The following is a 22907-nucleotide window of genomic DNA, read 5'->3' on the forward strand; positions in this document are numbered from 1 at the left end:
TTTTAAATAATGGGAAACTAACTAGCAGCAAGGTTAAAAAAATCAGCAGCATATTTCTCTCCTCTGCGTAAATAATTCAATTACAATTCATATAATATACCCTATTGGGTATATAGTCAATACTTTTTTTACAAATAGAAAAACACCCGCGTGGGTGTTTTTGATTAGCAGCAGCCGCTGTCATTGCCTAACAGAACCAGTCTTTCATTTTCCTGATCATGGTCAAGAATCATACTTTCTGTATGCGGCTTGATCTCCGGGTCGACTGCCACCTGGATTCCATTTATAGTTTCGATTATATCATCTGCTTCCGGCTCATCCAGAGCCAGTCCAATTTGATGGCCTCCTCAGCCAAAGCCTGCAAAATAAACTCTAATTCCGCCAGTATTTTTCTCTTGAAGAATCTGTTTCAATAGATCCCGAGCTGAATCTGTAATTTTCAAGATCATCATCCTTTCCTCAGTTTATCCATGGCTGTAAAGAAAATATTAATATCCGGGAGTCATCTAGTTACCTTTTCAATACCCCCGCCTGTACACGTTAATATTACTTCAATACTCCTTGAGAAGGAAAGTATTTAGTTTTATTCTGTCCATTTTTAAAAAACCTGTTTGCAGCCCGGCCAAAAAAAGACGAACCACAATATATTTTGGTTCGTCCGTCATTTTTACAAATATTTCCTGTGAATGCTCTTCCCATCGTAAGTGAAAAGCATGTTCTTGCCTTCAACAATGGTTTCCATATGGACGCCTCTGCCCCAAAGCTGGTGTACATATGGGAGTACTTTTTCAAGATATTTTAGATCAAGCTCCACACCTTCAAACCAGTGCTTTAAGTATAGTTCACCATTCTTCATATAATCTCCGTCATTAACCGTCAAATATGGGAATCCTCCATTTACACGCATGCTGACAAGCTGATCGCGCACATGCTCCCACTGTTTATCCACTACCTTATAATCCTTACCTTGTTTTTGGAACAGATACATATCTTCTCTCATGACAAGGTCTTTTGTTAAATAATTTCTTAAAAATGATATATCTGACTCGATTTCACGAACCTCGAACATTTTTTCCCGGCCTGAATTTGGCACTGCACCGCGCCTCTTCATTTCCTCAGTCGGATTGTTATATCGTTCTTCAATATCTTCAAAAATCTTCAGACCCAGATAATATGGATTGATTCCGGTTCTGGACGGCTGCACAACCCCTGCATTCAACTTTGCAAATTCCAGCGCTTCAGCAGATGTCAAATCCATTTCCCTTAAGATGCGCTGATGCCAATAAGATGCCCAGCCTTCGTTCATAATTTTAGTTTCCAGCTGCGGCCAAAAATAGAGCATTTCTTCCCGCATCATCGTTAATATATCCCGCTGCCAGTCGGTTAGCTCCCTGCTGTAGCTCTCTATAAACAGCAGTAAATCTTTTTCTGGTTTCGGAGGGAACTTCTTATTTTTTTTCTTTGGTTCATGCTTCTTGTTTCTTTCATCCAAATCCCATAAATCATCATAAGGGCTGGCCGCTGCTGTTTCACCGCTGCTTTCATATTCATCATCCGAACTCCAGGCTAGCTTCGGCCTCATTAGAGACGGATCAATATGTTCTTCAATTGCCAGCACGGCATCAAGGAAAGTTTCCACTTCCTTTTTCCCAAACTCAATTTCATACCGCCTTATTCTTTCAGCGGTGGCAGCCATGCTCTCTACCATGTCCCTCTTTGTGTTTTGAAAACGGACATTATTTTTAAAGAAATCACAATGTGCTAAAACATGCGCTACAATTAATTTGTTTTGGATAAGGGTATTGGAATCAAGCAGAAACGCATAGCAGGGATCCGAGTTGATTACAAGCTCATAAATTTTTGATAACCCTAAATCATAATGCAGCTTCATTTTATGAAACTGTTTTCCAAAACTCCAATGCGAAAACCTGGTCGGCATGCCATAAGCTCCAAATGTATAAATGATTTCCGCAGGGCAAATTTCATACCTCATAGGGTAATAGTCCAAGCCAAATCCATTTGCAATTTCAGTAATTTCCTGAATGGCATATTCCAATGATTTATTTTCTTCCTCCCGCATTGCCACTCCCCCTTTTAGTCCTTACCATAATCTATGAACCAACAAGAGGATTGATGAGTAGTCTCTTCATAAGCTTGTAACAAATCACAGCAAAAAGCGGAGCATTTCGCCCCGCTTTCCATATGGCATTAGTCATCCAATTCGACTGTTGCTACTTTACCTGTTTCAGCGTCAATATCGACATCTGCTTCGCCTTTATTTGTCTGCAGTTCAACTTCATATAGGATTTTTCCATCGTCCTTATCTATTTCGATTTCTTTCATTATTCCATTAACTTCTTTTTCAGCTATCTCAATAGCTTTTTGTTCGGAGATTATATTTTCCCCATTTATCTCTTTTTCTGACTGATCATTGTCATCATCGTCATCCCGCTCTTTATTAATTGAAATGACTTTACCATCTAAGGCGCTAATTTTAATATCGATATCTTCTTTCCCGTTATCAATATCAATTTCATAATACTGATTGCCTTTTACTCTTTCCAATTCAATGCTCTCAACGCTTCCCTCTGCTTCAGAAAGAGCAATCTTCTTCGCCTCTTCAACAGTAATAAAATCCTGCACAGCTTCTTTCTTACTCCCAGCACTTCCTTTTTCATTCGTATCTGCGGCACCAGCTGCAACAGCACCACCCAGCAATAAAGCTCCTGCCAATGAAATAACTGTAAATTTTTTGTTCATTATATTTTTCCTCCTTTTTCTTTTCTACATGTTCAATATAACCGGTGAAAATGAGAGAAAAAGGATAAGAAAATTAAAATTTGATGAGAAAGGAATTAATCATCCCATGTAACCGACATTACTTTTCCTGTTATAGCATGGATTTGGACAGCGGCCTCCCTGCCGTCATTCTTTTCTATCTCCACAAGATAATAAGATCCGCTGTCTGTTTTCTCAAAGCTTATATCATCCACCTCTCCAGGTTCAATTTTTAGAGCAATTTGAATAGCTTCCTCTTCGGTTAGATTTTTAACAGGGACTTTTGTTTCCTCGGCATAACGGGATAGAACTTCTCCAGTCAGGGCATCAACAGTAATCTTTATCTTTGCTTCACCTTTCTGAACGATTGCCTCAAAGGCTGGTTTTTCTTTATAAGTCACTTTTTTCATGGAGAGTAATTCACCAGATTCTTCTGCCCGAATAATTTCCTTTATTTTTTCTTCATCAAGCTGATTCTGTTCACCGTTAGGAATGTGTTCCTTTTTTTCAAAAAAAAGAATATCTCCTCCGTTTTCACTCAGCTTTATTTGATAAAACGCTTCGTCTTTTTTCATTTCAATCAAATAAGTGCTGTTTACTTTTTTCACATTCAGAATTTCTCCCTGATATCTGTCTTTTATTAATTCCCTGGCTTTACCTTCAGTAATTGATTCAGAAGCAGAGACATCAGTGAATTGAATTGCAGCAAATACAAGGAGCGCAGCCAGCAGAAGCCCCGAAGCTGCAATTATAAGTTTATGCTTCATTCCTTACACCTCCCACTTAGCTTATTTCTCCATTATCTATTAATAAAATGAGAAAAAGATGAGAATGGTTATGTCACTTTGATTATGATGGATGCTGCAGTTCCTACTCCTTCAGTACTTTCGAGCCTGATTTCAACTCCCAGCGCTTCTGCTATTTCTTTGGCAAGGGACAGTCCCAGTCCTGATCCCCCTGTTTTTCTATTTCTAGCCTCATCAACCCGGTAAAAACGATCAAATACTCTTGGCAGATCCTTCATAGGTATACCCATGCCGCGATCTTCAATCCGTATATAGACTTCTTGTTTCTCTGTTCCAGCAGTAACCTTTATGACATCATCACTGTATTTCCTGGCATTATCCAGAAAAATAAACAGGAGCTGCTTTAATTTATTTTCATCAGTTTGAATAAGTGTATTTTCAGACAAATCCAAATGCACAGTCCTATTAAAAGCATCTTCATATGTCCGAGTGACTTGGGTTAAAAAACTGTTTAGTTCCACCATTTTCAAATCAATCATCCAATGGTCATCATGCCGTGCAAGCAAAAGAAGCTGTTCTGTCATCTCCTTCATTCTTAGCGCCTCTGAGTGAATGGCTTCTATGGATTCATTAAATAATTCAGGTTCTTTCAGCCCCCTTCTCTTAAGCAGGCTTGAATAACTTTCTATAACAGTTAATGGAGTTTTTAATTCATGGGAAGCATTTGAAATAAAGAGTTTTTGCTTCTCATAATTGGATTCAAGAAGATCTATCATATGGTTGAAGGTTTCACCCATTTGCTGCAGCTCATCATGAGATTTCCCTTCCAGCTTAAGACGCTTGAATTGGCCGCTTTTTCTAATTTCTTTCATGGTGGCTGTCATAGTCGCTACAGGCCTTGTAATAAACTTGCTAAGGACCGCACTGGAAATCAAAACCGGAATCATTGCCGCGACTGTCACAATCCCCAGAACGAAGCGAAGAGTCTTTAATATTTTTTCCGCACTTTCCATGCTTCTGGTCAGCTGAAAACTTCCTATTTCACCATCCGGCAGAATCACAGGTGCCGACGCAAACATATAGACCCTATTATCACGTTCCATTGTTTTTATTAATTCACTGCTGATGTACTCTGCAGGAATTTCACTGAGCGCCTTTTCATCCGGGGATGTGGAGGTTACTGCCTTTTTATCCGGCTGAACAAGTCTTACCATTCCATTTGAAGGAACAAAGGCCCTAAGCAGTTCAGCTTCCGGAACATTCCCGATGGATCTTTGGGCAATCTTTGTCATATTTTCCATTTCATTCGAAATAGCGGCCCGCTCATTTTCATATACCAATTTGCTGAATACAGCATAAACAGCGAAATTCATTATAAGCAGAAGGACTGCAAAAAGAACGGTTGTATACAAATAAATTTTCTTCCTAAGATTCATTTCGTCTCCTTTAATACATACCCTACTCCGCGGATAGTGTGAATAAGAGAAGGCATCTCAGGCAAGTCTATTTTTTTGCGCAAATACCTGATGTAGACATCAACAACATTTGTGTCCCCCAAAAAGTCATATCCCCAGACAGCCTCCAAAATCTGTTCCCTGTTCAGGACCTGTTTTTTATTGGTCATTAAATAAACCAGTAAATCAAATTCTCTGGGCGTCAGTTCTATGGACTGATCTCCCCGGCTGACTTCCCTTGTTTTCTCATTGAGCTTTAAATCTGACACTTCAAGACAGTCAATAGCCGTAGTTTCTTGAACAGCTGCTGTTTTAACCCTTAGTGCCGCTCGAATCCTCGCAAGCAGTTCCTCAATCTGAAAAGGTTTTGTTATGTAATCGTTCGCCCCCAGATCTAAGCCAGATACTTTATCTTCCACTGAGCTTTTAGCCGTCAGCAGCAAAATGGGGGTCTGTTTATCCTTACTGCGAATTCTTCGCAGAATTTCAATTCCGCTAAAGCCTGGAAGCATGATATCCAGAATGATTAGGTCCCAGCTTCCAGTCCTGTATAACTCCATTGCCTGAAAACCATCCATTGCCTTTGTTACTTGATAGCCCTCAAATTCAAGCTCAATTTCCAGAAGCCTGGCGATTTTAGCTTCATCCTCCGCAACAAGAATTGATTCCCTCAAAAAACTCACTCCCCATATTTGACAGTTATATTCATAATCCAAGGTTATCAGAAAGATATGTTTTTATCATTATTTTGAATAAGGAGACAATGAAAAAAGCCCCCGAAGGAGCTTACTGAGTTTTTCTCTCTACAGATAGGCTAACCGCTTTGTTATCCTTGAGGTTATGTGTGACCATCACCAATATGGTTACCGGATTCCCGTCTTCTTTTACTGTAAATGTGAAGGTGTCTGTTACGTCTGTTTCAGTAACTTTCTTTCTTCCTCCATACTGATAATCCACTACTTCTTCCCCAGGGTAGTCTTCTTTTACAACTGCAATGGCAATTCTCCCATACTTTTCATAATCCGGTTTTTGTACAGCTCCTGCCAATGAACCTCCCCCGGCTAATAAACAAATCAGCATAAATATGGATAAATACTTTTTCATTTTTCCCTCCAAAGCATATGTCGTTACTTATATTCTTGACCCAGGCATTGATTTTATGTAACCGAATTTCCTGTAAATGAATGTGGCCAATATATACAGGTAAATGATGAAAACCCATGTATATCAACAAGTCCAAGATTTACTTTGAAATAAAATGCCGCATCATCATAAACTATAATCAACTCCTGGAAGAGGAGGAGAGGACAAATGAATAAAGTGGATTATGACCGTGCGTTATATTATACACACCGGTCTGAATGGGATAACCTGCTGATCCTGATGGTCAGGACAGAAGATCAATTTCTTTCGAAGAAAATCGAACATTTTCTTCATGCCTACAATTTCGAAAAAGACTATTCTGTCATTGAGAAACATTTATACTCACTGCTTAGATATATTGACCATGCCAATGAATTATCGGAAAAACAGCTGCCAAACACTGTATTTTATGAACTAACCTGACAAAAGAATTCCACCAATAATAAAACACGGATTTTTTGGTCCGTGTTTTTGTTTTCTTATTGTTTTAATTCCTGCTTAATTTGACCATATGCCTTCATATATATCTGAAGTTCGTTTATTAAGCCCTCAACCAATTGAGCTGGTTCTTCATAAAGGCCATCATTTTCATAATCAAAACAATGCGGGTCCAGGACAAGCTGTTTAGGTATAACATTGGCATATACGCCTCTGCCGGCAATTCTTAAATTATTCAGCGCATTGATCCCGCCTTTTCCGCCTCCTGCCACAACCAGCAGGCCGACTGGCTTATGGGCAAATTGCTCACTCCCCAGAAAATCCAGCGCATTCTTTAATGCTCCGCTCATGGCACTGTGGTACTCAGGGGATGCCAGAATAACTCCATCAGAGTCAGCAATCTGCTGGCGCAGTTTTTTAACAGCAGGCAGCCCATATTGATCTTCTGTTCCATTGTATAAAGGAATTTCTCCAAGGCTTAAGTCGATCAGTTCAGCATTATATTTTCTTGCAATATAACGGGAGGCTATTCCCGTGCGTCCTTTCATTCTCGGACTTCCATTAATAATTGTAAGCTTCATTTTTAAACTCTCCTTTAAGTTCCTATATTATTTAGTATATAGAAACATGCGCTTTTACACATCGTCAGGATGGCTGAGTTTTATAAAGCTTGTTTTAGTACTAATTCAGTAAATATTCCCTCAGACTTTTGGATGAGTTTTTATTTTGTCTCTGCAATCCCATGACGCACGGCATAAAGTGCTGCCTGAGTCCTGTCTGCCAGCTCTAACTTGGAAAGCAGGTTGGAAACATGGGTTTTGACTGTCTTTTCTGTGATAAAAAGAGAGGAAGCTATTTCTTTATTGCTTTTTCCTTTTGCGATCTCTCTCAAAACCTCGAGCTCTCTCTTTGTCAGCTCTTCAAGCGGATGTCTTTCCGTACTGTTTTTATTCGTTAAATGTGTAAGCAGATGAGAGGTGGCTTTTGGATGAAGCTGATTCTCCCCTTTCATCAGCTGGATTATTGCCTGAACAAGGATATCCGGCTCAATATCCTTCAGCTGATATCCTGATGCGCCCGCCTCAATGGCGGGTATTACATGATCCTGGTCTGAAAAACTTGTGAGTATCATGATTTTTACATTAGGATAATTCTGTTTAATCTGCCGTGTGGCTTCAATCCCATTCATTACTGGCATATCCAGGTCCATTAATACAACATCCGGCTGGTGTGTTTGCATCATCTCAACAGCTTCAAGGCCGTTTTTTGCCTCCCCGATAATTTCGATTTCCTGCTGAGTTTTGAGAAAAAATAAAAGTCCTCTTCTTACAACATGATGATCATCCGCTATTAAAACCTTGATGGCCATTTATTTCCCTCCCTTTTCCAAAGGAATGATAATTTCAATATTCGTTCCTTTGTTTGGCTCTGTTATTAATTTGAATATACCATTCAGTGCTTCTGTCCTTTTCTTCATGCTTTTGAGACCTAGAGAAGGGATATCGTTTTCACGATAGTGAAACCCCCTGCCGCAATCGGAAATCATCATGGCAACTTTTCTTTCCTCCACAGTCAGTACTACATCAGCTGTTGACTCACCGGAATGTTTCTTGCAGTTTGCCAGAGCTTCCTGGCCAATTCTCCAAAGTGTTTCTTCAACTTTCCCAGGAAGACAAATTACTCCCTTAACTTTTGAGTTTAGCTTCAGGCCAAGCATTTGACTGTAAGTCTGCATAGCACATATAATTCCATTTTCCAGTCCTCGCGGTTTGAGCTGCCAAATAAGCGCTCTCATCTCACTTAATGCTTCCTGTGCGAGATCCTGCATGTAGGAAAAGGTTTCTTTCATTTCTGGGTTATCAGTCATTTCCGCTCCTCCTCTCGCCGTCAAGCTTAAAGAGAACAAAAGCTGGTTGACAGAATCATGCAGGTCCCTTGCCAGCCGGTTTCTTTCCGCAGCAAGTGCCGTCTCCTGTTCGAGCTGTGTGAGCTTGATCCGTTTTATAGCCGTTCCAATTTGGAAAGCAACAGATTCCAGCAAAGCCAATTCTTCCGGTGAAAAATGGGTTTTAGCAGGTGAACCAACATTAAGAATACCAAACTTTTCCTCTCCCGCCCTCAGAGGTACGGAGGCATGATGGGTTAGCCCGTTAGTATCTTTTCTTTGCTCGGCAATTGCATCTTCTATTCTTTTGCATTCAATTATATTTGAAGCTTTGTTTAATCTGCCGTCATTATAGCGGTCAATGCACCAGCAATCTCCCTTGCACATCGGCCTGCAGTTATCCGCGGAAAGGGCAGGAGGCAGTTTCTCTTCTGCTGCAAGGCGGAACTCCCCATGGCTATCGATCAGAAATACCCATCCCGTTTCCAGACCGGTGATGTGAAGCAGTTTTTGCAGCACCTCTTTAAGAAGCGAATCTATTTCTGTTCCTTCATTCAATAGCTCTGCTATTTCTTTTAAAATTCCGATTTCTGATTGTCTGTTTTTCCCCAACACCCGGATCCCCCTTAGTCCTTGTCATATATGTACTTATATTATATAACTTATTTTCCCTTACTTCCTTGGCATTTGGGAGGAAGCAGCCTGCGACTAAAGATGTAGAACGAAGAAGCCAACATAAAAACACCGAAGAGCAATTCTCTTCGGTGCAGATTTTCTATCGCAGTCTAACGGGCAGTAAGACCCCCACTTCAAGACTTAGAGGAATCAAAGGAGGATAGTGGGGGTCAAAACTGCCCGATCTAGCTGCGGCTCCTAGGGGCTCGAGGTCATAAGCCAATCAGCTGATGGGAAGAAAAGCACTCACCACCATCTGCTCGACTTATGCTTGTCACCCCAAGGCAAGTCGCCTCGCTTTATAATGTAAAGGCCCGATTGGTGAGATACAGTGAAACTTGCCGACGCGCAGGCAGAGGCTTAGTTGAACCAATCGGGTTCGTAGTGTCGATTGATCGAAACGCTAGCGGAGATCTTAGCGACACGCGACTAACAATCAGTGGGGATAAGGAAAACCCCACTGATTGAAGTTTCACTTTATGCTATTGGATAATTTTGAACAAATGGATGAAGAACGATTTCGTCTATCATCATGTGTTTCGGTGCTGATGCCATGTAAACAACAGCATTTGCGATATCCTCGACCTGCAGCCAATCTTTTTTCTCTTCGAGTCCCTGCTTGGATTCTGCAAAAAACGTATCAACCATTCCAGGATTTATGGTTCCGACACGGATACCATATTCTCTGACTTCCTGAGCTAAAGATCCCGAGAAGCCTTGAACTGCATATTTTGTTGCCGTATAGGCTGATCCATTCGGGATAGTATACCTGGCTACATCTGATGAAATGGTAATGATTGTACCAGATTTCCGCTCTTTCATATGCGGCAGTACTGCCCTGCTTCCGAGAAAAACTCCCTGCACATTTACTTCAAAGACTTTTTTCCACTCATCCAGTGTCGTTTCATCAACCTGTTTAAAAAAGCCCATACCTGCATTGTTCACAAGAAGGTCAAGCTGCTGCCCGTATGTCTGAAGAGTTTTTTCAACTGCTGCCTTTACTTGTGCTTCATTTGAGATATCCGCCTGAATGGGCATTACATCTGAAAATCCCATTTTATTGAGGTCTTCTGCTGATTGATGTATTTCCTCTGAACTTCCAATCAGGGTTAGCTTCATGCCCTGCTGAGCCAGCTTAACAGCGATTTCCTTGCCGATCCCTCTGGATGCACCTGTTACTATTGCCGTTTGTCCCTTTAACATTGAATCTTCCTTTCTGTTGACACTTCTGGGTGTGAGAATTTATTTTGATACTGAAATCCCCATTCTTTCTTCGACGATGCCCATAAATGCTTTTTGAACGGAATCCAGTTTTTCTTTGCTGCCGGCTAATGAAGAGTCATTAATTCCAAAGTAAAATTTAATTTTCGGTTCTGTACCTGATGGCCTTAGGCAGATCCAGTTCCCTTCTTCGAAGAAATACTTAATAACATTGGACTTTGGCAGGCCGATATTTTCCTCTGTTCCATCTGCTTCCGTTCTGATTCCTGTTAAGTAATCTTCAACAGCCTGAACTTTCATGCCTTCAAGTTCCTTTATCGGATTAGTGCGGAAAGATGCCAGTGTCTGCTGGATTTTTTCAGCTCCTTCAATTCCTTTGAGAGTCATTGAATTCAATCCTTCAAGGAAATAGCCAAACTCATCAAATAAGCTGAGCAATGCCTCATAAAGGGACATGCCTTTCTTTTTATAATAAGCCGCCATTTCAGTTGCAAGCAGGGCTGCCTGGATAGCATCCTTGTCCCTTGCAAAGTCGCCGATTAGATATCCATAGCTTTCCTCATAGCCAAACAGGAAGCTGTATTCACCCGACTCTTCATATTCCTTGATTTTTTCTGCAATGAATTTGAAGCCAGTTAAAACATCAATGGTTTCTACTCCAAAAGACGAGGCAACCCTGCGGCCAAATTCAGATGTAACAATCGTTTTTAGCATGATGCCATTGTCAGGCAGTGTATTCTTTTCTTTCTTCTGAGAAAGTATGTAGTGAAGCAGCAGCGCCCCTGTCTGATTTCCTGTCAGAAGAACATACTCACCTTCTTTGTTCTTCGCTGCGATTCCAAGCCGATCGGCATCCGGGTCTGTAGCAATTAACAAATCTGCATTGGTTTCTCTTCCATCTCTCATTGCCAGCTCAAAAGCATCTTTTTCCTCTGGATTAGGACTCTTTACTGTTGAGAACTCAGGATCCGGGAGCTCCTGTTCCTTTACCACATGCACATTTACATAGCCCAGCGCTGACAAAGCCTCTCTGACAGGCTTGTTGGCCGTACCGTGAAGAGGCGTAAATACTACGCGCACATCCGCTTCGTTTGCGGCACCGGGATTTTCGGAGATGGTAAGGAGCTGCTTCTGATAGGCCTGATCAACTGTTTTGCCGATCATGGTGATGAGCCCTTTTTCCTTCAACACATCTTCATCCATTACTTCTATCAGCAATTCGTTTTCTAATTCATTTACTTTGCTTATAACAATGTCAGCTTCTGCGGGAGTCAGCTGAGCCCCATCAGATCCATACACCTTATAACCATTGTATTCCGGAGGATTATGGCTGGCTGTTATGACAATACCTGCATACGCATGAAGGTACCGGACTGCGAATGAAAGTTCAGGAGTTGGACGAAGCTCGTCAAATACATACGTCTGTATGCCCCTGCTGGCAAGTGTTTTAGCCGCTTCCATTGCAAATTCCGGAGACATGTGGCGTGAATCATAAGCAATAGCCACTCCCCTGTTTTTTGCTTCCAGTCCTTTTTCCTCTATGTATGCCGCTAATCCTGCAGATGCCTTTCGGACAGTATAGATATTCATGCGGTTTGTTCCCGGGCCAATTTCCCCGCGCATGCCGCCTGTTCCGAATTCCAGTCCCTTATAAAATGCTTCTTCAAGGAGCTTTTCATTTCCCTGCAAACGTTTTAGCTGTTCTAATAATTCATTGTCCAGATCCTCATGGTTTATCCATCGTTCTGCTGCTGTTTTCCATTCCATTGTATGACCTCCTAAAAAAAGCTTCTGCATATCCTTTTCGAGTTCCAAATGGATATTCCTTTTAAAAATATCCGAGTTATTTTGACAATTTCCACCCAGAGATTATGTATGCCCGATAAATGCGTTTGAGCGCCAAGTGAAAGGCGCTCAAGCTGCAACTATATATTACTTCTTATATTTAATGCTGTAAATATCATGCCGGCGGTCTTTTAACTGGCGCACTGTGCCATCCTGCCTCTGGCGGCGAAGGATTTCCAGATCAACATCACCAATCAGAACCATTTCAATATTTGGATTTGTTTCCCCCACAATACCATCCCTTGCAAACTCAAAATCGGATGGTGCAAAAATGGCAGATTGTGCATATTGAATATCCATATTCTCTGTTTGCGGAAGATTGCCGACCGTACCTGAAATAACCGTGTATATTTGATTTTCAACAGCCCGCGCCTGAGCACAATAGCGTACCCGTAAATATCCCTGGCGATCTTCGGTGCAGAAAGGGGTAAATATTATTTTGGCACCTTTATCTGCCGCAATTCTCGCAAGCTCAGGGAATTCGATGTCATAGCAGATTTGAATGGCTATTTTTCCGCAGTCAGTATCAAATACCTTTACTTCATCTCCGCGGCTGATTCCCCACCATTTGCGCTCATTTGGCGTAATATGGAGCTTATACTGCTTTTCAATTGTTCCATCCCGGCGGAACAGGTAAGCAATATTATAAATCTCATCGTCATCTTCTTTCACAAAATGAGAGCCGCCAATGATATTGATATTATATCTGACTGCCAAATCCGTAAATAACTCGATGTATTGCTCAGTGTATTCTGTCAGCTTTCTGACCGCAAGGCTTGGTGAACGTTCTTCCAAAAAGGACATCAGCTGGGTGGTAAATAACTCGGGAAAAACCGCAAAGTCGGACCCTGAGTCAGAAGCTACATCTGTAAAATATTCCACCTGATGGGCAAATTCATCGAAGGATTTTATCTGCCGCATTAAATATTGAACCACGCATATACGTACCGGGTAGCTCGTTTTATAAAAGCGTTTGCTCATTGGTCTGTAGTCGACATTATTCCATTCCATCAGGGTTGCATATTTATTTGACTGCACATCGTCAGGCAAATAGTTGGGATTAATCCTCATCAGGGTAAATCCATTCAGGAGCTGAAAGGATAAAACCGGGTCATAGATTTTATGAAGCGACACTTCGTTAACATACTCTCGCGGGTTCATTTCATTGGAGTATTTATGATAGTTTGGAATTCGTCCGCCTATGATGATGCTTTTTAAATTTAAAGACCTGACAAGCTCCTTCCTTTCTTCATACAGGCGATGGCCGATTTTCATTCTGCGGTAATCAGGATGAACCATTACTTCAATTCCATAAAGGTTATAGCCTTCCGGATTATGGTTCGTTATGTATCCTTTATCTGTCACATCATCCCATGAATGACGGTCATCATACTCATCAAAATTTATAATAAGGCTTGAACAGGATCCAATAATTTCCCCGTCATATTCTGCAACAAACTGGCCTTCAGGGAAAATTTCCAGATGGCTTTCAAGCTGATCCTTCTTCCAGGGAACCATGCCGGGAAAACATAACTCCTGAAGGGCAATGATATGATCTATATCTGAATGCCGGGTATTTCTGATAATCATTTTCTTCTCAAATTTCGTTAAATCAAGCTTTGTCAATGGTGGTGCACTCCTTTGGAAATAATAATTATCCTGGGAGCTAAATGGAGCTTAGTCTCTCAGTAATATTCAAGTCTTTTCCCTTTTTTGCTGCATTCGTAACTTCTTAAGTAATTTCCCTCTTATTATCTTGCGTCTTTTCCTTTGTATATATTTCTATAAAGGTGTTAAATGTCTTCTTTTTATTTGTAACCTGTTAATATCTTTGCCACAAAAGCCCCATTTCTGCTGATTGTCTGCACATGTTGATTTACAATGGATGTCCAATAGCTTTATAATTTTAGAGTACATATTAATAAGGAGATTATTATGGAGAAAACACAAACAGACGGGCGGGAGAATTTGCTGTTTATTGCCTGGGCAGCTTCGATTCTTGCTATGTTCGGCAGCCTTTATTTTTCTGAAATCAGGCAATATGAACCGTGCGAGCTTTGCTGGTATCAGAGGATTGTCATGTATCCCTTTGCTGTCATACTAGGATTGGCTGTGGTTAAGAAGGATTATCGCATCAGCTTATATACAATGGTGTTATCTGCTGTTGGAGCCGGCATTTCCATCTACCACTACTCCATTCAGAAGATTTCATTTATGGCTGATCATGCAGCAGCATGCGGGAGAGTTCCCTGTACGGGGCAGTATATTAATTGGCTGGGATTTGTTACAATTCCATTTTTAGCATTAACAGCTTTTATTATTATTTTTATTTGCAGTTATCTTGTCTGGAAGAAAACGAAGGAGGCAGCAGAATAATGAAAAAGGTCATTATATTTCTTGCCATTATCGTTGCATTATTTGCAGCAGTTGGAATGTTAACTAAAATGCAAAACGAAGAAAAAGTGTCAGAGAAAAATCCGTATGGAAAGGATTCGCTTCATCCTGAAACAGTCAAACAGCTTGAAGACCCGAATTATCAAAACCTGATCCTTCCCGAAGAATTGGATAAAAAGTTAGATAAAAAAGAAGATGTAACGGTTTATTTTTATAGCCCGACATGCCCTCATTGCCAAAAGACTACTCCTGTGGTGGCTCCGCTTACAGAAGATATGGGTATTGATCTGGTGCAATTCAATCTGCTTGAATTTGAAGACGGCTGGGACAATTACGGAATTCAGGAAACTCCAACAATCGTTCAATACAAGGACGGCAAAGAGGTTAACAGGATTACCGGTTCTCAGGAAAAAGAAGTTTTTGAACAGTGGTTTAATGAGAATTCCAAATAACCAAAAAACGCCTGCAGCAGCAGGCGTTTTTTCATACAAGCATTTCATTTGCGGCTTTAGCATAAACACTGAATACATCACTCCGGGGCATTCTCTCTCCGCAAAAATGGCTGTAATCAAACGGAAATGATAAGCCGAATTCTTGAAGTATTTGAACATTTTTGAAGAATATCGTTTTATATTTGCCGCTGATTGGGCGGGATTCAAGAATAGCCATAAGCGTCTGCAGCCCTGCTATAACCTGATATGCCTCCTTTAATGTTCCAAAGTATTCAAAGTGTCTGGTAGAAGTATGTAAAATCTTCTGCTGTTCAAAATCTCTTATATCATCGTCTGTGAAATATAGAGGAAACACATTTGAATAGAATCTTCCTATTAATTCTTGAATTTTTTGTTCCTGATCAGGAGTTGATGCAAATACAACCTTCACTGATAACCCACCTTTGTAATCCTTGTAATCAGTTCGTAATATATACTTAAGAATATCATATTCTAAAAGCCCTTTAGGGTGGTAATTATACCCATGGAGCAGGGATTTGCTGGTATTTATTCCTCCTCCGGAAATAGATGGAACAGGAATAATGCAAAATAATTAGTTCTAAAGGTCTATAATAACCTCATTTCCAGTAAAATAAAAGGTGATTTTTAATATTACAATAATTTTCGAGGACCACTATTCCTTTTATCAGCTGTCTTTAAAGGCTAAAATATTATTGTCATTAATTTATATGTAATAAAGGTAAGATTATTCAATCTGGATAAGGAGTAATTTATGGTAAAACTAAAAAGGTTTGGTGAATGGTGTGAAATAGAAGTACCTGCCCACTGGGAAGGATATTCAATCGAATATATTGTCCGGACATTATGGGGAGCACCAAAGAAACAAACACACAATATGAGAATGAAAAAACAGGTATTATCCAATGATGATGCTGCTAATTGGACAAAACCTGTGCATACAGGAGATAAATTAAAGTTTCAATTTTTCGAGGATGAAGATCCAGGCGTTATTCCATCATATTACGAGATTGGTGTTCTTTTTGAAGATGACCATATGCTTGTTTTGAATAAACCTGCCGGCATGGACACGCATCCTAACTCACCGGATCAAACGAATACCCTCGCCAACGCCGCAGCTTTTCATATGCAAATGCACGGGGAATATAGAGGCATAAAACATATACATCGCCTGGATCGTGATACAACCGGTGCCATATTATTTGCGAAGCATGCATTAGCGGGTGCAATTCTGGATAAAGAGCTGGGTGAAAGAAGAATTAAGCGCACCTATTTGGCTTTAGTTCATGGCAAAATTTTAAAGAACAAAGGAACCATAAGGGAACCAATTGGGCGGGACCGGCATCATCCAACCAGGAGAAGAGTATCCCCCGGCGGTCAGCCTGCTTCAACGAACTATGAATTAATTGAGTACTATCCTAAACAAAATCTTTCACTTATTAAGTGCCGTTTGGATACAGGCAGAACACACCAGATCCGTGTTCATCTAAGCCATATTGGACATCCTCTTGCGGGGGATACTTTATATGGCGGGAAACCTGTTTTTGCACGGCAGGCACTGCACGCAGTAAAGCTTGAGATTCCGCACCCATTCTTAGAGGAGCCTATTGTCTGTCATGCGCCTTTCCTGGATGATCCCGGGATTTTCAAGGGAATTGACCCATATCGTTTTTAACTTAGAGCTGCCCTGTCTTAAGGCAGCTTTAGTTTTCTGCTGAAAAGCAGAGTGATTAATGCAAAAAAAGAAGCCCCAAACGGGACTTCTTTGGATTAATTAATTAGTCATGAGATTTACGCATAGCCTTCATGATGAAGCCTACGATGAATACAAGCACGATAGCACCAATTAAAGCAGGAATAATAGCAAAGTCAGCTACGACTGGACCCCAATCACCAAGAATTAATGAACCTAACCATGCACCAATGAAACCAGCAATGATGTTACCAATAATTCCGCCTGGAATATCTCTTCCTAAAATCATACCTGCTAACCAACCAATGATACCACCTATAATTAATGCCCATAAAAAGCTCAACATTGAAAATCACTCCTCGTTATAATTTAATTTAGCTTTTGCTCAGATAAAGAATTTCATTCAGCTGCGCAGCTTTTGGTGATCTTATCTGCTTGTATAATTAAATTACCCAGGATTCATTATCTAAAACCAAAAATTTAAAAACTATTCTTCTGGAAAAATTTTATAAAACAAAAAACACCCGTTAGGATGTTTTTTTCAAGGGGAGTTTAAAAGTTAAAATTGTCCGGATCGGCTCCAAAGCGATGGTTATTATTTAATGCATTCATTTGTCTGATGTCGTCTTCAGTTAATTCAAAATCAAAAATATCTGTGTTTTCCCGCAGTCTCTCTTTTTTCACCGATTTAGGAATGACCATTATGCCGTTTTGGAGATGCCATTTAAGAATAATCTGGGCTGCGGATTTACCGTGCCTTTTGGCAATTTCTTTTATGGTATTGTCCTCGAGCACTCTCCCCCTGGCAATTGGAGACCAGGCCTGTACTTTTATATTGTATTCACCGCAAAATGCCCTCAATTCTTCCTGAGAAAGAAGCGGATGCAGCTCAACCTGATTGACTGCAGGCTTTTCAGAAGAGTTTTCCAGAATGTCCTTTAAATGATGAATTTGAAAGTTGCTCACCCCTATGGCTCTTACCTTTCCATCCTTATAAAGCTTTTCAAGCGCCCTCCAGGTTTCCACGTATTTTCCCTTAACCGGCCAATGAATAAGGTATAAATCTATGTAATCCAAACCCAGCTTTTTCCTACTATTATCAAAGGCATGAAGGGTCTGATTATATCCCTGATCCGTATTCCATACTTTTGTCGTAATGAACAACTCTTCTCTGGGCACTCCGCTTTCTTTTATTGCCTTTCCAACGCCCTCCTCATTTTCATAAAAAGCCGCAGTATCAATCAGCCTGTATCCTATGTTAATGGCATCTTTTACTGTTTTTTCAATCTGCAATCCCTTTTCGACTTTATATACTCCGAGCCCGAATTGAGGCATTTCAACTCCATTGTTTAAGGTTAAAGTGCCGCTGATATCCTTCATCTGATGGAATCATCTCCTTCCATGTTTTAATTCATTTTATCATTTCCAGGAAAAGGAGACCTACTGTTTACACTTCAATACAAAAGCGATTGCCTTAGAGAAGCAATCGCCCATCTATATAAACGGCAGATGCCGGGATTTTTTCATTCCGCATCCCTTTCCATTTTTTCTCATATAAAAATGATTTTCCCGGTGAAAAATTGTCCTAAACAAAGGACAGGATTATTTCCCCCCATAAAAATAAGCAGCTGACAAATCAGCTGCTGAAGTTTTAAACTACTATGAAATTGCCTTGTTTCAATCCAAAAAAATATAATCGGTGAAGAGGCCTTGTCATGGCGACATAAAGCAATTTAATGTCCAGTTCAGAATTTCTGGAAAACTCCTCTTCCATGGACAGAATCATAACGGCATCAAATTCAAGTCCCTTGGCCAAGTATGATGGCACGATGACGATTTCATCCTTCGGTATGCTTTCCTGTTCCTGCAGCAGTTTAAAAGGAAGCCTGGCATGCTTTTCAAAAAGGGTGTGAATGAGCTGACAGTCCTTCATCGTTTTCCCGATCACCGCAAATGTTTTATAATCTTCTTCTTTTAAGGAAATGACCTGTTTTTCAAGCTGTTTTACCAGCTCGCCCCCATCTTTCCTCCTAATAAACTCAGGATTTCTGCCATGGCGGACGACCGGCTCCACCTCGGGAAATGAATAAGGGAGAAGTTTAAGTAATTCATTTGCTTTTTCCATAATTTCCACTGTAGTACGATAGCTTTTTTGAAGCTCTGTATATGTTGCACGGGGAAAAATATAGTCCAGAACCTCCTGCCAGCTTGTGAGCCCCCTGTAGGAGTGAATTCCCTGAGCAAGGTCCCCCACTAGTGTAAACATATCTGTATCAAGTGACTTTTTTAATGAGAGAAGCTCCATAAAGCTGTAGTCCTGGGCTTCATCAATGACGATATTCTTCGCCTTCAGCTCTTTGGGAATGCCAAAAAGGCTTTCCTGCAGGTAAAGCATCAAAGCTAAGTCTTCCCTCTCATACACTTTTTTCCTGAACAACTCCCGGCAATATTCACAAAGTTTATGTGTATCATCAACAGGCAATTTTCCGCCTGATAACCTTGAAAGACGTACAGGATCTTCAAATAGGTCTTTGTAATACCGGACCAGACTTTTCTTCGGGAATTGCTTCATGTATTTTGGCACAGCTGTCCTGAAGCTTCTTTTTAGTTCTTCCATTCTGGATGCTTTTTTATCAAGAGCATCTGAAACATATTGTCTTCTTTTCTCAGGATCCCTGCCTCTATAGAGGGCCCTTTCGATTCTCTCGTCATAATATATTTCGATTTTCTTAATGATATTTTTCTTTTTCTTAGCAAGATCGTTTTGAAGCACAGCCTTTAACTTTTCCAGCCTTCGGTATAGAGGCATGTAATTGTAATCCTCCAAAAAAAGCTGAAAGAATTTTTTGCTGCTGAAAAGCCTGAATTTATCTACCATAAAATCATCACTGGGGGAGAAGCTATTATATATTTCTCTGAGGTAATTAGTAAGAATGGTGTGAAATACAGGCGAACCTTTAATGGACGATGCCCAGGCTGCAAGGTTTACTTCTTCACTTCCCTGGTTTTCAAGCAGGTTCACAAGCTTGCTGTCAGCAGCCATTTTTAGATCCTCGCCAAGACATGCCAGAACATATTCCTGGTAGGTTGTCTGACGGACTCTCTCCACCCCAAGTTCAGGGAGCGCCTCTGAAATATAATCAATGAAAAGCCTGCTCGGCGCCAGTATCATCAGCTGTTCAGGGGCAAAATTTTCTTTGTACTGATAAATGAAATAACTTATTCTATGCAGGGCAATGGTTGTCTTGCCGCTGCCTGCCGCCCCCTGCACAATGATGGGCTTATTCAAATCGGCACGTATTATTTTGTTCTGTTCTTCCTGTATGGTTGAAATAATTTCAGTGAGGCGGTTGCTTGAGCTTTTGGACAATGATTCCTGAAGCAATTCGTCTGTGGTCGTGAGGTCAATATCCCGTATTTCATCCAGAATCCCGTCTTCTATCATATATTGCCTTTTCAACGACAGGTGTCCCGTAAAGCTTTCTTCATAGGAATGGTATTGAACCTCTCCCAGCCTGCCTTCATAGTATAGATTGGCTATCGGAGAACGCCAGTCAACAATAATCTGCTCCTGATTTTCCCTTGAATACAATGAAGTTTTGCCTATGTACAGTATCTCTTCTTCGTTTAAATCCTGCCGCAAAAAATCAATTCTGGCAAAGTAAGGCTTTTTCCGGGCTTTTTTCAGCAGCATTAATTCATCTTTGGACATTTCAAAAAAAAGGGCATTCGTCAGGAGAGAAGAGTAACTTAAACTGGATTCAAGCCAGTCAACGTCCTCGAAAGCTTCTTTCATATTTTCCTGAAACTTATCCTTGCTGGATTCCGATGTTTTAATCACAACATCAATATAACGTTTCGTAAATTCAAGCCGCTGAACTTCCTTTTGAAAATCGGGGTGTTCAAATTCAGATGACATATGTTTCTCCTTTCAAATTTTTTCAGCCGCAATGGAGAAATACATATGAGCGTACGCGTGGGCAGAAAAATATATTATCAGAAAAGTCTGCAAGAATCAAGTGGTGACAGGCACCGCCCGATATTTGTCGAATTGTGCAAGTGTATACATCGGCATTCATTTTAATTTATAATATAAAAAAATACATTTTAGGAGGTGATGGGAATGGCCATTGCAGCTGCAAGGCCTGATAATGCAACGTCTCATGCAAAGCCTGATATTGGTGGCGATACTTTGCATGAGGCGGTAATGGACTAAATATTATCGCCCATTCAGCTAAAACCATTTCTGATATCGGCTTTGCACCTTATTCATTTTTATTATCAAAATAAATAAGGAGCTGGCAGAAATGAGTTATGTAAAAGCTAATGCCGTTTTACCGGAGAATCTAATCGCAGAGATTCAAAAATACGTTCAGGGTGAGGCTATTTATATTCCCAAACCGGAAAAGGACTACCGAAAATGGGGTTCCCGCTCTGGAGCAAGAAAAGCTCTGGATGAAAGGAACCATTCTATAAAAGGCGCCTTTCAGAACGGCAAAACCATCACCCAATTGGCGGAGGAATATTTTCTTTCCGCTGAAACAATCAAAAAAATAGTTTATAAAAAATGAATTTTCCGCACTGAACTTTGTTCAGTGCTTTTTCATATGCCAAGTTCGTTTCCTAATCATTTTATCCATTTACATTTTTATGCCATTCTTATAAAGTGAGGTTGATATATAAAGGTGCTGAAAGTATAGGAGTGTGTATAATGGAACCTTTTATCAGGAATGATCAATATAATTTTATTAAATATCAGACGCAAGTGCTAATTAATGGCCATGCATCTGTCAATGATACAGGGGTGCTGAATGCACTGAAATCACTTTCTGCTGAAAAGGTATTGGGTCTTTTTGCAGAGCTGAGTGAGGAACAAAACCAGCTTCTTTCCCCAGTCAGTGATATTAAAGAAAGAGATCAGGCAGATGCCTTCTTAGCGCATATAAAGGAATATGTAATACCCTTTCCGTCTATAACTGAACAATCGATCAAAAAACTGTTTCCCAAGGCAAAAAAACTAAAAATGCCAGCACCTGAAAATATCGATTTCAGGGAAATAAGTTACTTGGGATGGGACGATAAAGGTACAAACAGGAAATATATGATCAGCCTGCTGGATGGCAAGCTGACAGGAATATATGGAACATTTAAACCGCTAGGCAAAAAAGGAATCTGTGCCATCTGCTACAAACTCGAAGAAACAGGCATGTTCTTAACTGAGACTAAGGGTTCTCAGTTAGGCACCTATACCAAAAAAGGAAATTATATTTGCCAGGACAGCCGCAAATGCAATGAAAATTTGATTACACTTGATAACCTGCATGATTTTATTGGAAGGCTGAAAGGGTAGATTGTCATTCCCCCATAATTAAGGCACCGCCGAGTTTGGCGGTGTCTTTTTTTCAGCTGAAAATAGTCTTTTCGTTTATTCTTATTAAACTAGGGAATATTACTGTAATAAAAAAAACTATCATATTTTGTCGATTTCGTATAAAATAATTACGTTTGATTGAAGTTTTCCTAAAATATTGGGGGTAAAAAAATGGTTTTTAAGAAAAAGGACAAGTTTAACACGCTGTTAAGCAATATTTCCATGAATTTAAAGGATAGTGCAATTTATTTTGCCGACTATAAGATCAACAATGTCAGTGATTTAAAAACCTTTTCAAAAACTATGAAGGATTATGAAACAAAAGGCGATTCCTATGTCCATGAAGTCATTAAGGAGTTAAATAACGCTTTTATTACGCCGATTGAAAGAGAAGATATTCTTCACCTCGCCATGAGCATGGATGATGTGCTGGATGGATTTGAAGAATGTGCTGATTTATTTGAAATGTATTCCATGACACAGGCTGATGAATTCATGCTGAAGTTCGTGGATGCGATTAAGAACTGTGCAATTGAAATTGAAAAATCTGTTGAACTTCTTTCAACTAAGAAATTACTGCAAATAAGAGATCATGCAATCAAAATCAAAGATTACGAATCCAAATGTGATGGAGTCCGCCGCCAGTCAATCAAGCATCTGTTTGCCACAGAAAAAGACCCTATCCGCATCATTCAGTATAAAGAAATTTATGAAACACTTGAAGATATTGCGGACAGCTGTCAGAATGTCGCCAATACGCTTGAAACCATCATCATGAAAAATGCTTAAGGGGC

Annotated in this window: 23 protein-coding genes; 7 read left to right on the forward strand and 16 right to left on the reverse strand. The window is 40.2% G+C overall.

Features of this window, described 5'->3' with window-relative positions; genetic code table 11:
• Positions 1-667: 667 nt before the first annotated feature.
• From ACTHRG_RS15690 to ACTHRG_RS15715, 6 genes are all read right to left on the reverse strand, one after another.
• Entirely contained in the window at positions 668-2080 is a 1413-nt protein-coding gene (locus ACTHRG_RS15690; protein ID WP_076263393.1) for a SpoVR family protein, read from the reverse strand.
• Positions 2081-2208: 128 nt separating this feature from the next.
• Entirely contained in the window at positions 2209-2760 is a 552-nt protein-coding gene (locus ACTHRG_RS15695) for a PepSY domain-containing protein (protein ID WP_076263391.1), read from the reverse strand.
• Between the two features lie 95 nt (positions 2761-2855).
• The gene (locus ACTHRG_RS15700) at positions 2856-3545 is read right to left on the reverse strand and encodes a PepSY domain-containing protein (RefSeq protein ID WP_076263389.1); all 690 of its coding nucleotides are present in this window, start codon (positions 3543-3545) and stop codon (positions 2856-2858) included.
• Between the two features lie 68 nt (positions 3546-3613).
• Complete coding sequence (locus ACTHRG_RS15705) at positions 3614-4960, reverse strand: HAMP domain-containing histidine kinase (protein ID WP_076263387.1); 1347 nt, start codon at positions 4958-4960, stop codon at positions 3614-3616.
• Positions 4957-5652 (reverse strand): response regulator transcription factor, encoded by a 696-nt coding sequence (locus ACTHRG_RS15710; RefSeq protein ID WP_076263384.1) that lies wholly within the window; start codon positions 5650-5652, stop codon positions 4957-4959. The genes ACTHRG_RS15705 and ACTHRG_RS15710 overlap by 4 nt, the downstream gene beginning before the upstream one ends.
• A 112-nt stretch (positions 5653-5764) precedes the next feature.
• Entirely contained in the window at positions 5765-6082 is a 318-nt protein-coding gene (locus tag ACTHRG_RS15715; RefSeq protein WP_076263381.1) for a DUF3889 domain-containing protein, read from the reverse strand.
• Between the two features lie 207 nt (positions 6083-6289).
• Between ACTHRG_RS15715 and ACTHRG_RS15720 the strand changes: the two genes are divergently transcribed.
• A complete protein-coding gene (locus tag ACTHRG_RS15720; RefSeq protein WP_035326734.1) occupies positions 6290-6544 on the forward strand; it encodes a YhdB family protein in 255 nt (84 codons plus the stop codon).
• Between the two features lie 56 nt (positions 6545-6600).
• Here ACTHRG_RS15720 and ACTHRG_RS15725 read toward each other — a convergent pair whose 3' ends face one another.
• From ACTHRG_RS15725 to ACTHRG_RS15750, 6 genes are all read right to left on the reverse strand, one after another.
• Complete coding sequence (locus ACTHRG_RS15725) at positions 6601-7140, reverse strand: NADPH-dependent FMN reductase (RefSeq protein WP_076263378.1); 540 nt, start codon at positions 7138-7140, stop codon at positions 6601-6603.
• Between the two features lie 140 nt (positions 7141-7280).
• Positions 7281-7928, reverse strand: a complete 648-nt coding sequence (locus tag ACTHRG_RS15730; protein WP_076263375.1) for a response regulator — start codon at positions 7926-7928, stop codon at positions 7281-7283.
• Complete coding sequence (locus ACTHRG_RS15735) at positions 7929-9059, reverse strand: GAF domain-containing sensor histidine kinase (RefSeq protein WP_076263372.1); 1131 nt, start codon at positions 9057-9059, stop codon at positions 7929-7931. It lies immediately after the preceding gene.
• 537 nt (positions 9060-9596) lie between these two features.
• Positions 9597-10322: an SDR family oxidoreductase gene (locus ACTHRG_RS15740; protein WP_076262725.1), complete on the reverse strand. Its 726-nt coding sequence runs from the start codon at positions 10320-10322 to the stop codon at positions 9597-9599.
• A 39-nt stretch (positions 10323-10361) separates the two neighbouring features.
• The gene (locus ACTHRG_RS15745) at positions 10362-12107 is read right to left on the reverse strand and encodes a phospho-sugar mutase (RefSeq protein WP_076262723.1); all 1746 of its coding nucleotides are present in this window, start codon (positions 12105-12107) and stop codon (positions 10362-10364) included.
• Positions 12108-12272: 165 nt separating this feature from the next.
• Positions 12273-13775: a bifunctional GNAT family N-acetyltransferase/carbon-nitrogen hydrolase family protein gene (locus tag ACTHRG_RS15750; protein WP_076262727.1), complete on the reverse strand. Its 1503-nt coding sequence runs from the start codon at positions 13773-13775 to the stop codon at positions 12273-12275.
• Between the two features lie 345 nt (positions 13776-14120).
• Here ACTHRG_RS15750 and ACTHRG_RS15755 point away from each other — a divergent pair, with 345 nt between their 5' ends.
• Together ACTHRG_RS15755 and ACTHRG_RS15760 are read left to right on the forward strand one after the other, a co-directional pair.
• Positions 14121-14561: a disulfide oxidoreductase gene (locus ACTHRG_RS15755; RefSeq protein WP_076262721.1), complete on the forward strand. Its 441-nt coding sequence runs from the start codon at positions 14121-14123 to the stop codon at positions 14559-14561.
• Positions 14561-15031, forward strand: coding sequence for a thioredoxin family protein (locus tag ACTHRG_RS15760; RefSeq protein WP_076262719.1), 471 nt, complete (start codon positions 14561-14563; stop codon positions 15029-15031). The genes ACTHRG_RS15755 and ACTHRG_RS15760 overlap by 1 nt, the downstream gene beginning before the upstream one ends.
• 31 nt (positions 15032-15062) lie before the next feature.
• On the opposite strand, the gene ACTHRG_RS15765 is transcribed toward ACTHRG_RS15760, so the two are convergent.
• The gene (locus tag ACTHRG_RS15765; RefSeq protein ID WP_076262717.1) at positions 15063-15461 is read right to left on the reverse strand and encodes a YhcU family protein; all 399 of its coding nucleotides are present in this window, start codon (positions 15459-15461) and stop codon (positions 15063-15065) included.
• A gap of 342 nt (positions 15462-15803) precedes the next feature.
• On the opposite strand from ACTHRG_RS15765, the gene ACTHRG_RS15770 reads away from it, so the two are divergent.
• Positions 15804-16724: an RluA family pseudouridine synthase gene (locus tag ACTHRG_RS15770; protein ID WP_076262714.1), complete on the forward strand. Its 921-nt coding sequence runs from the start codon at positions 15804-15806 to the stop codon at positions 16722-16724.
• A 103-nt stretch (positions 16725-16827) separates the two neighbouring features.
• Here ACTHRG_RS15770 and ACTHRG_RS15775 read toward each other — a convergent pair whose 3' ends face one another.
• From ACTHRG_RS15775 to helD, 3 genes are all read right to left on the reverse strand, one after another.
• Positions 16828-17088 (reverse strand): GlsB/YeaQ/YmgE family stress response membrane protein, encoded by a 261-nt coding sequence (locus ACTHRG_RS15775; protein WP_035326710.1) that lies wholly within the window; start codon positions 17086-17088, stop codon positions 16828-16830.
• Between the two features lie 206 nt (positions 17089-17294).
• The gene (locus tag ACTHRG_RS15780) at positions 17295-18122 is read right to left on the reverse strand and encodes an aldo/keto reductase (protein ID WP_076262712.1); all 828 of its coding nucleotides are present in this window, start codon (positions 18120-18122) and stop codon (positions 17295-17297) included.
• 271 nt (positions 18123-18393) lie between these two features.
• Complete coding sequence (gene helD / locus ACTHRG_RS15785; RefSeq protein WP_076262710.1) at positions 18394-20661, reverse strand: RNA polymerase recycling motor HelD; 2268 nt, start codon at positions 20659-20661, stop codon at positions 18394-18396.
• 388 nt (positions 20662-21049) lie between these two features.
• On the opposite strand from helD, the gene ACTHRG_RS15790 reads away from it, so the two are divergent.
• The 3 genes from ACTHRG_RS15790 (at position 21050) to ACTHRG_RS15800 (ending at position 22902) form a co-directional block, all read left to right on the forward strand.
• Positions 21050-21313, forward strand: a complete 264-nt coding sequence (locus ACTHRG_RS15790) for a CD3324 family protein (protein WP_076262708.1) — start codon at positions 21050-21052, stop codon at positions 21311-21313.
• Positions 21314-21453: 140 nt separating this feature from the next.
• A complete protein-coding gene (locus ACTHRG_RS15795; RefSeq protein ID WP_076262706.1) occupies positions 21454-22092 on the forward strand; it encodes a FusB/FusC family EF-G-binding protein in 639 nt (212 codons plus the stop codon).
• A gap of 192 nt (positions 22093-22284) precedes the next feature.
• Positions 22285-22902 (forward strand): DUF47 domain-containing protein, encoded by a 618-nt coding sequence (locus ACTHRG_RS15800; protein ID WP_048011739.1) that lies wholly within the window; start codon positions 22285-22287, stop codon positions 22900-22902.
• Positions 22903-22907 lie beyond the last annotated feature (5 nt).

Origin of the sequence: Cytobacillus sp. SAFR-174, from assembly GCF_051964675.1 — a bacterium.
In the GTDB taxonomy this organism is placed as follows: domain Bacteria; phylum Bacillota; class Bacilli; order Bacillales; family Cytobacillaceae; genus Cytobacillus.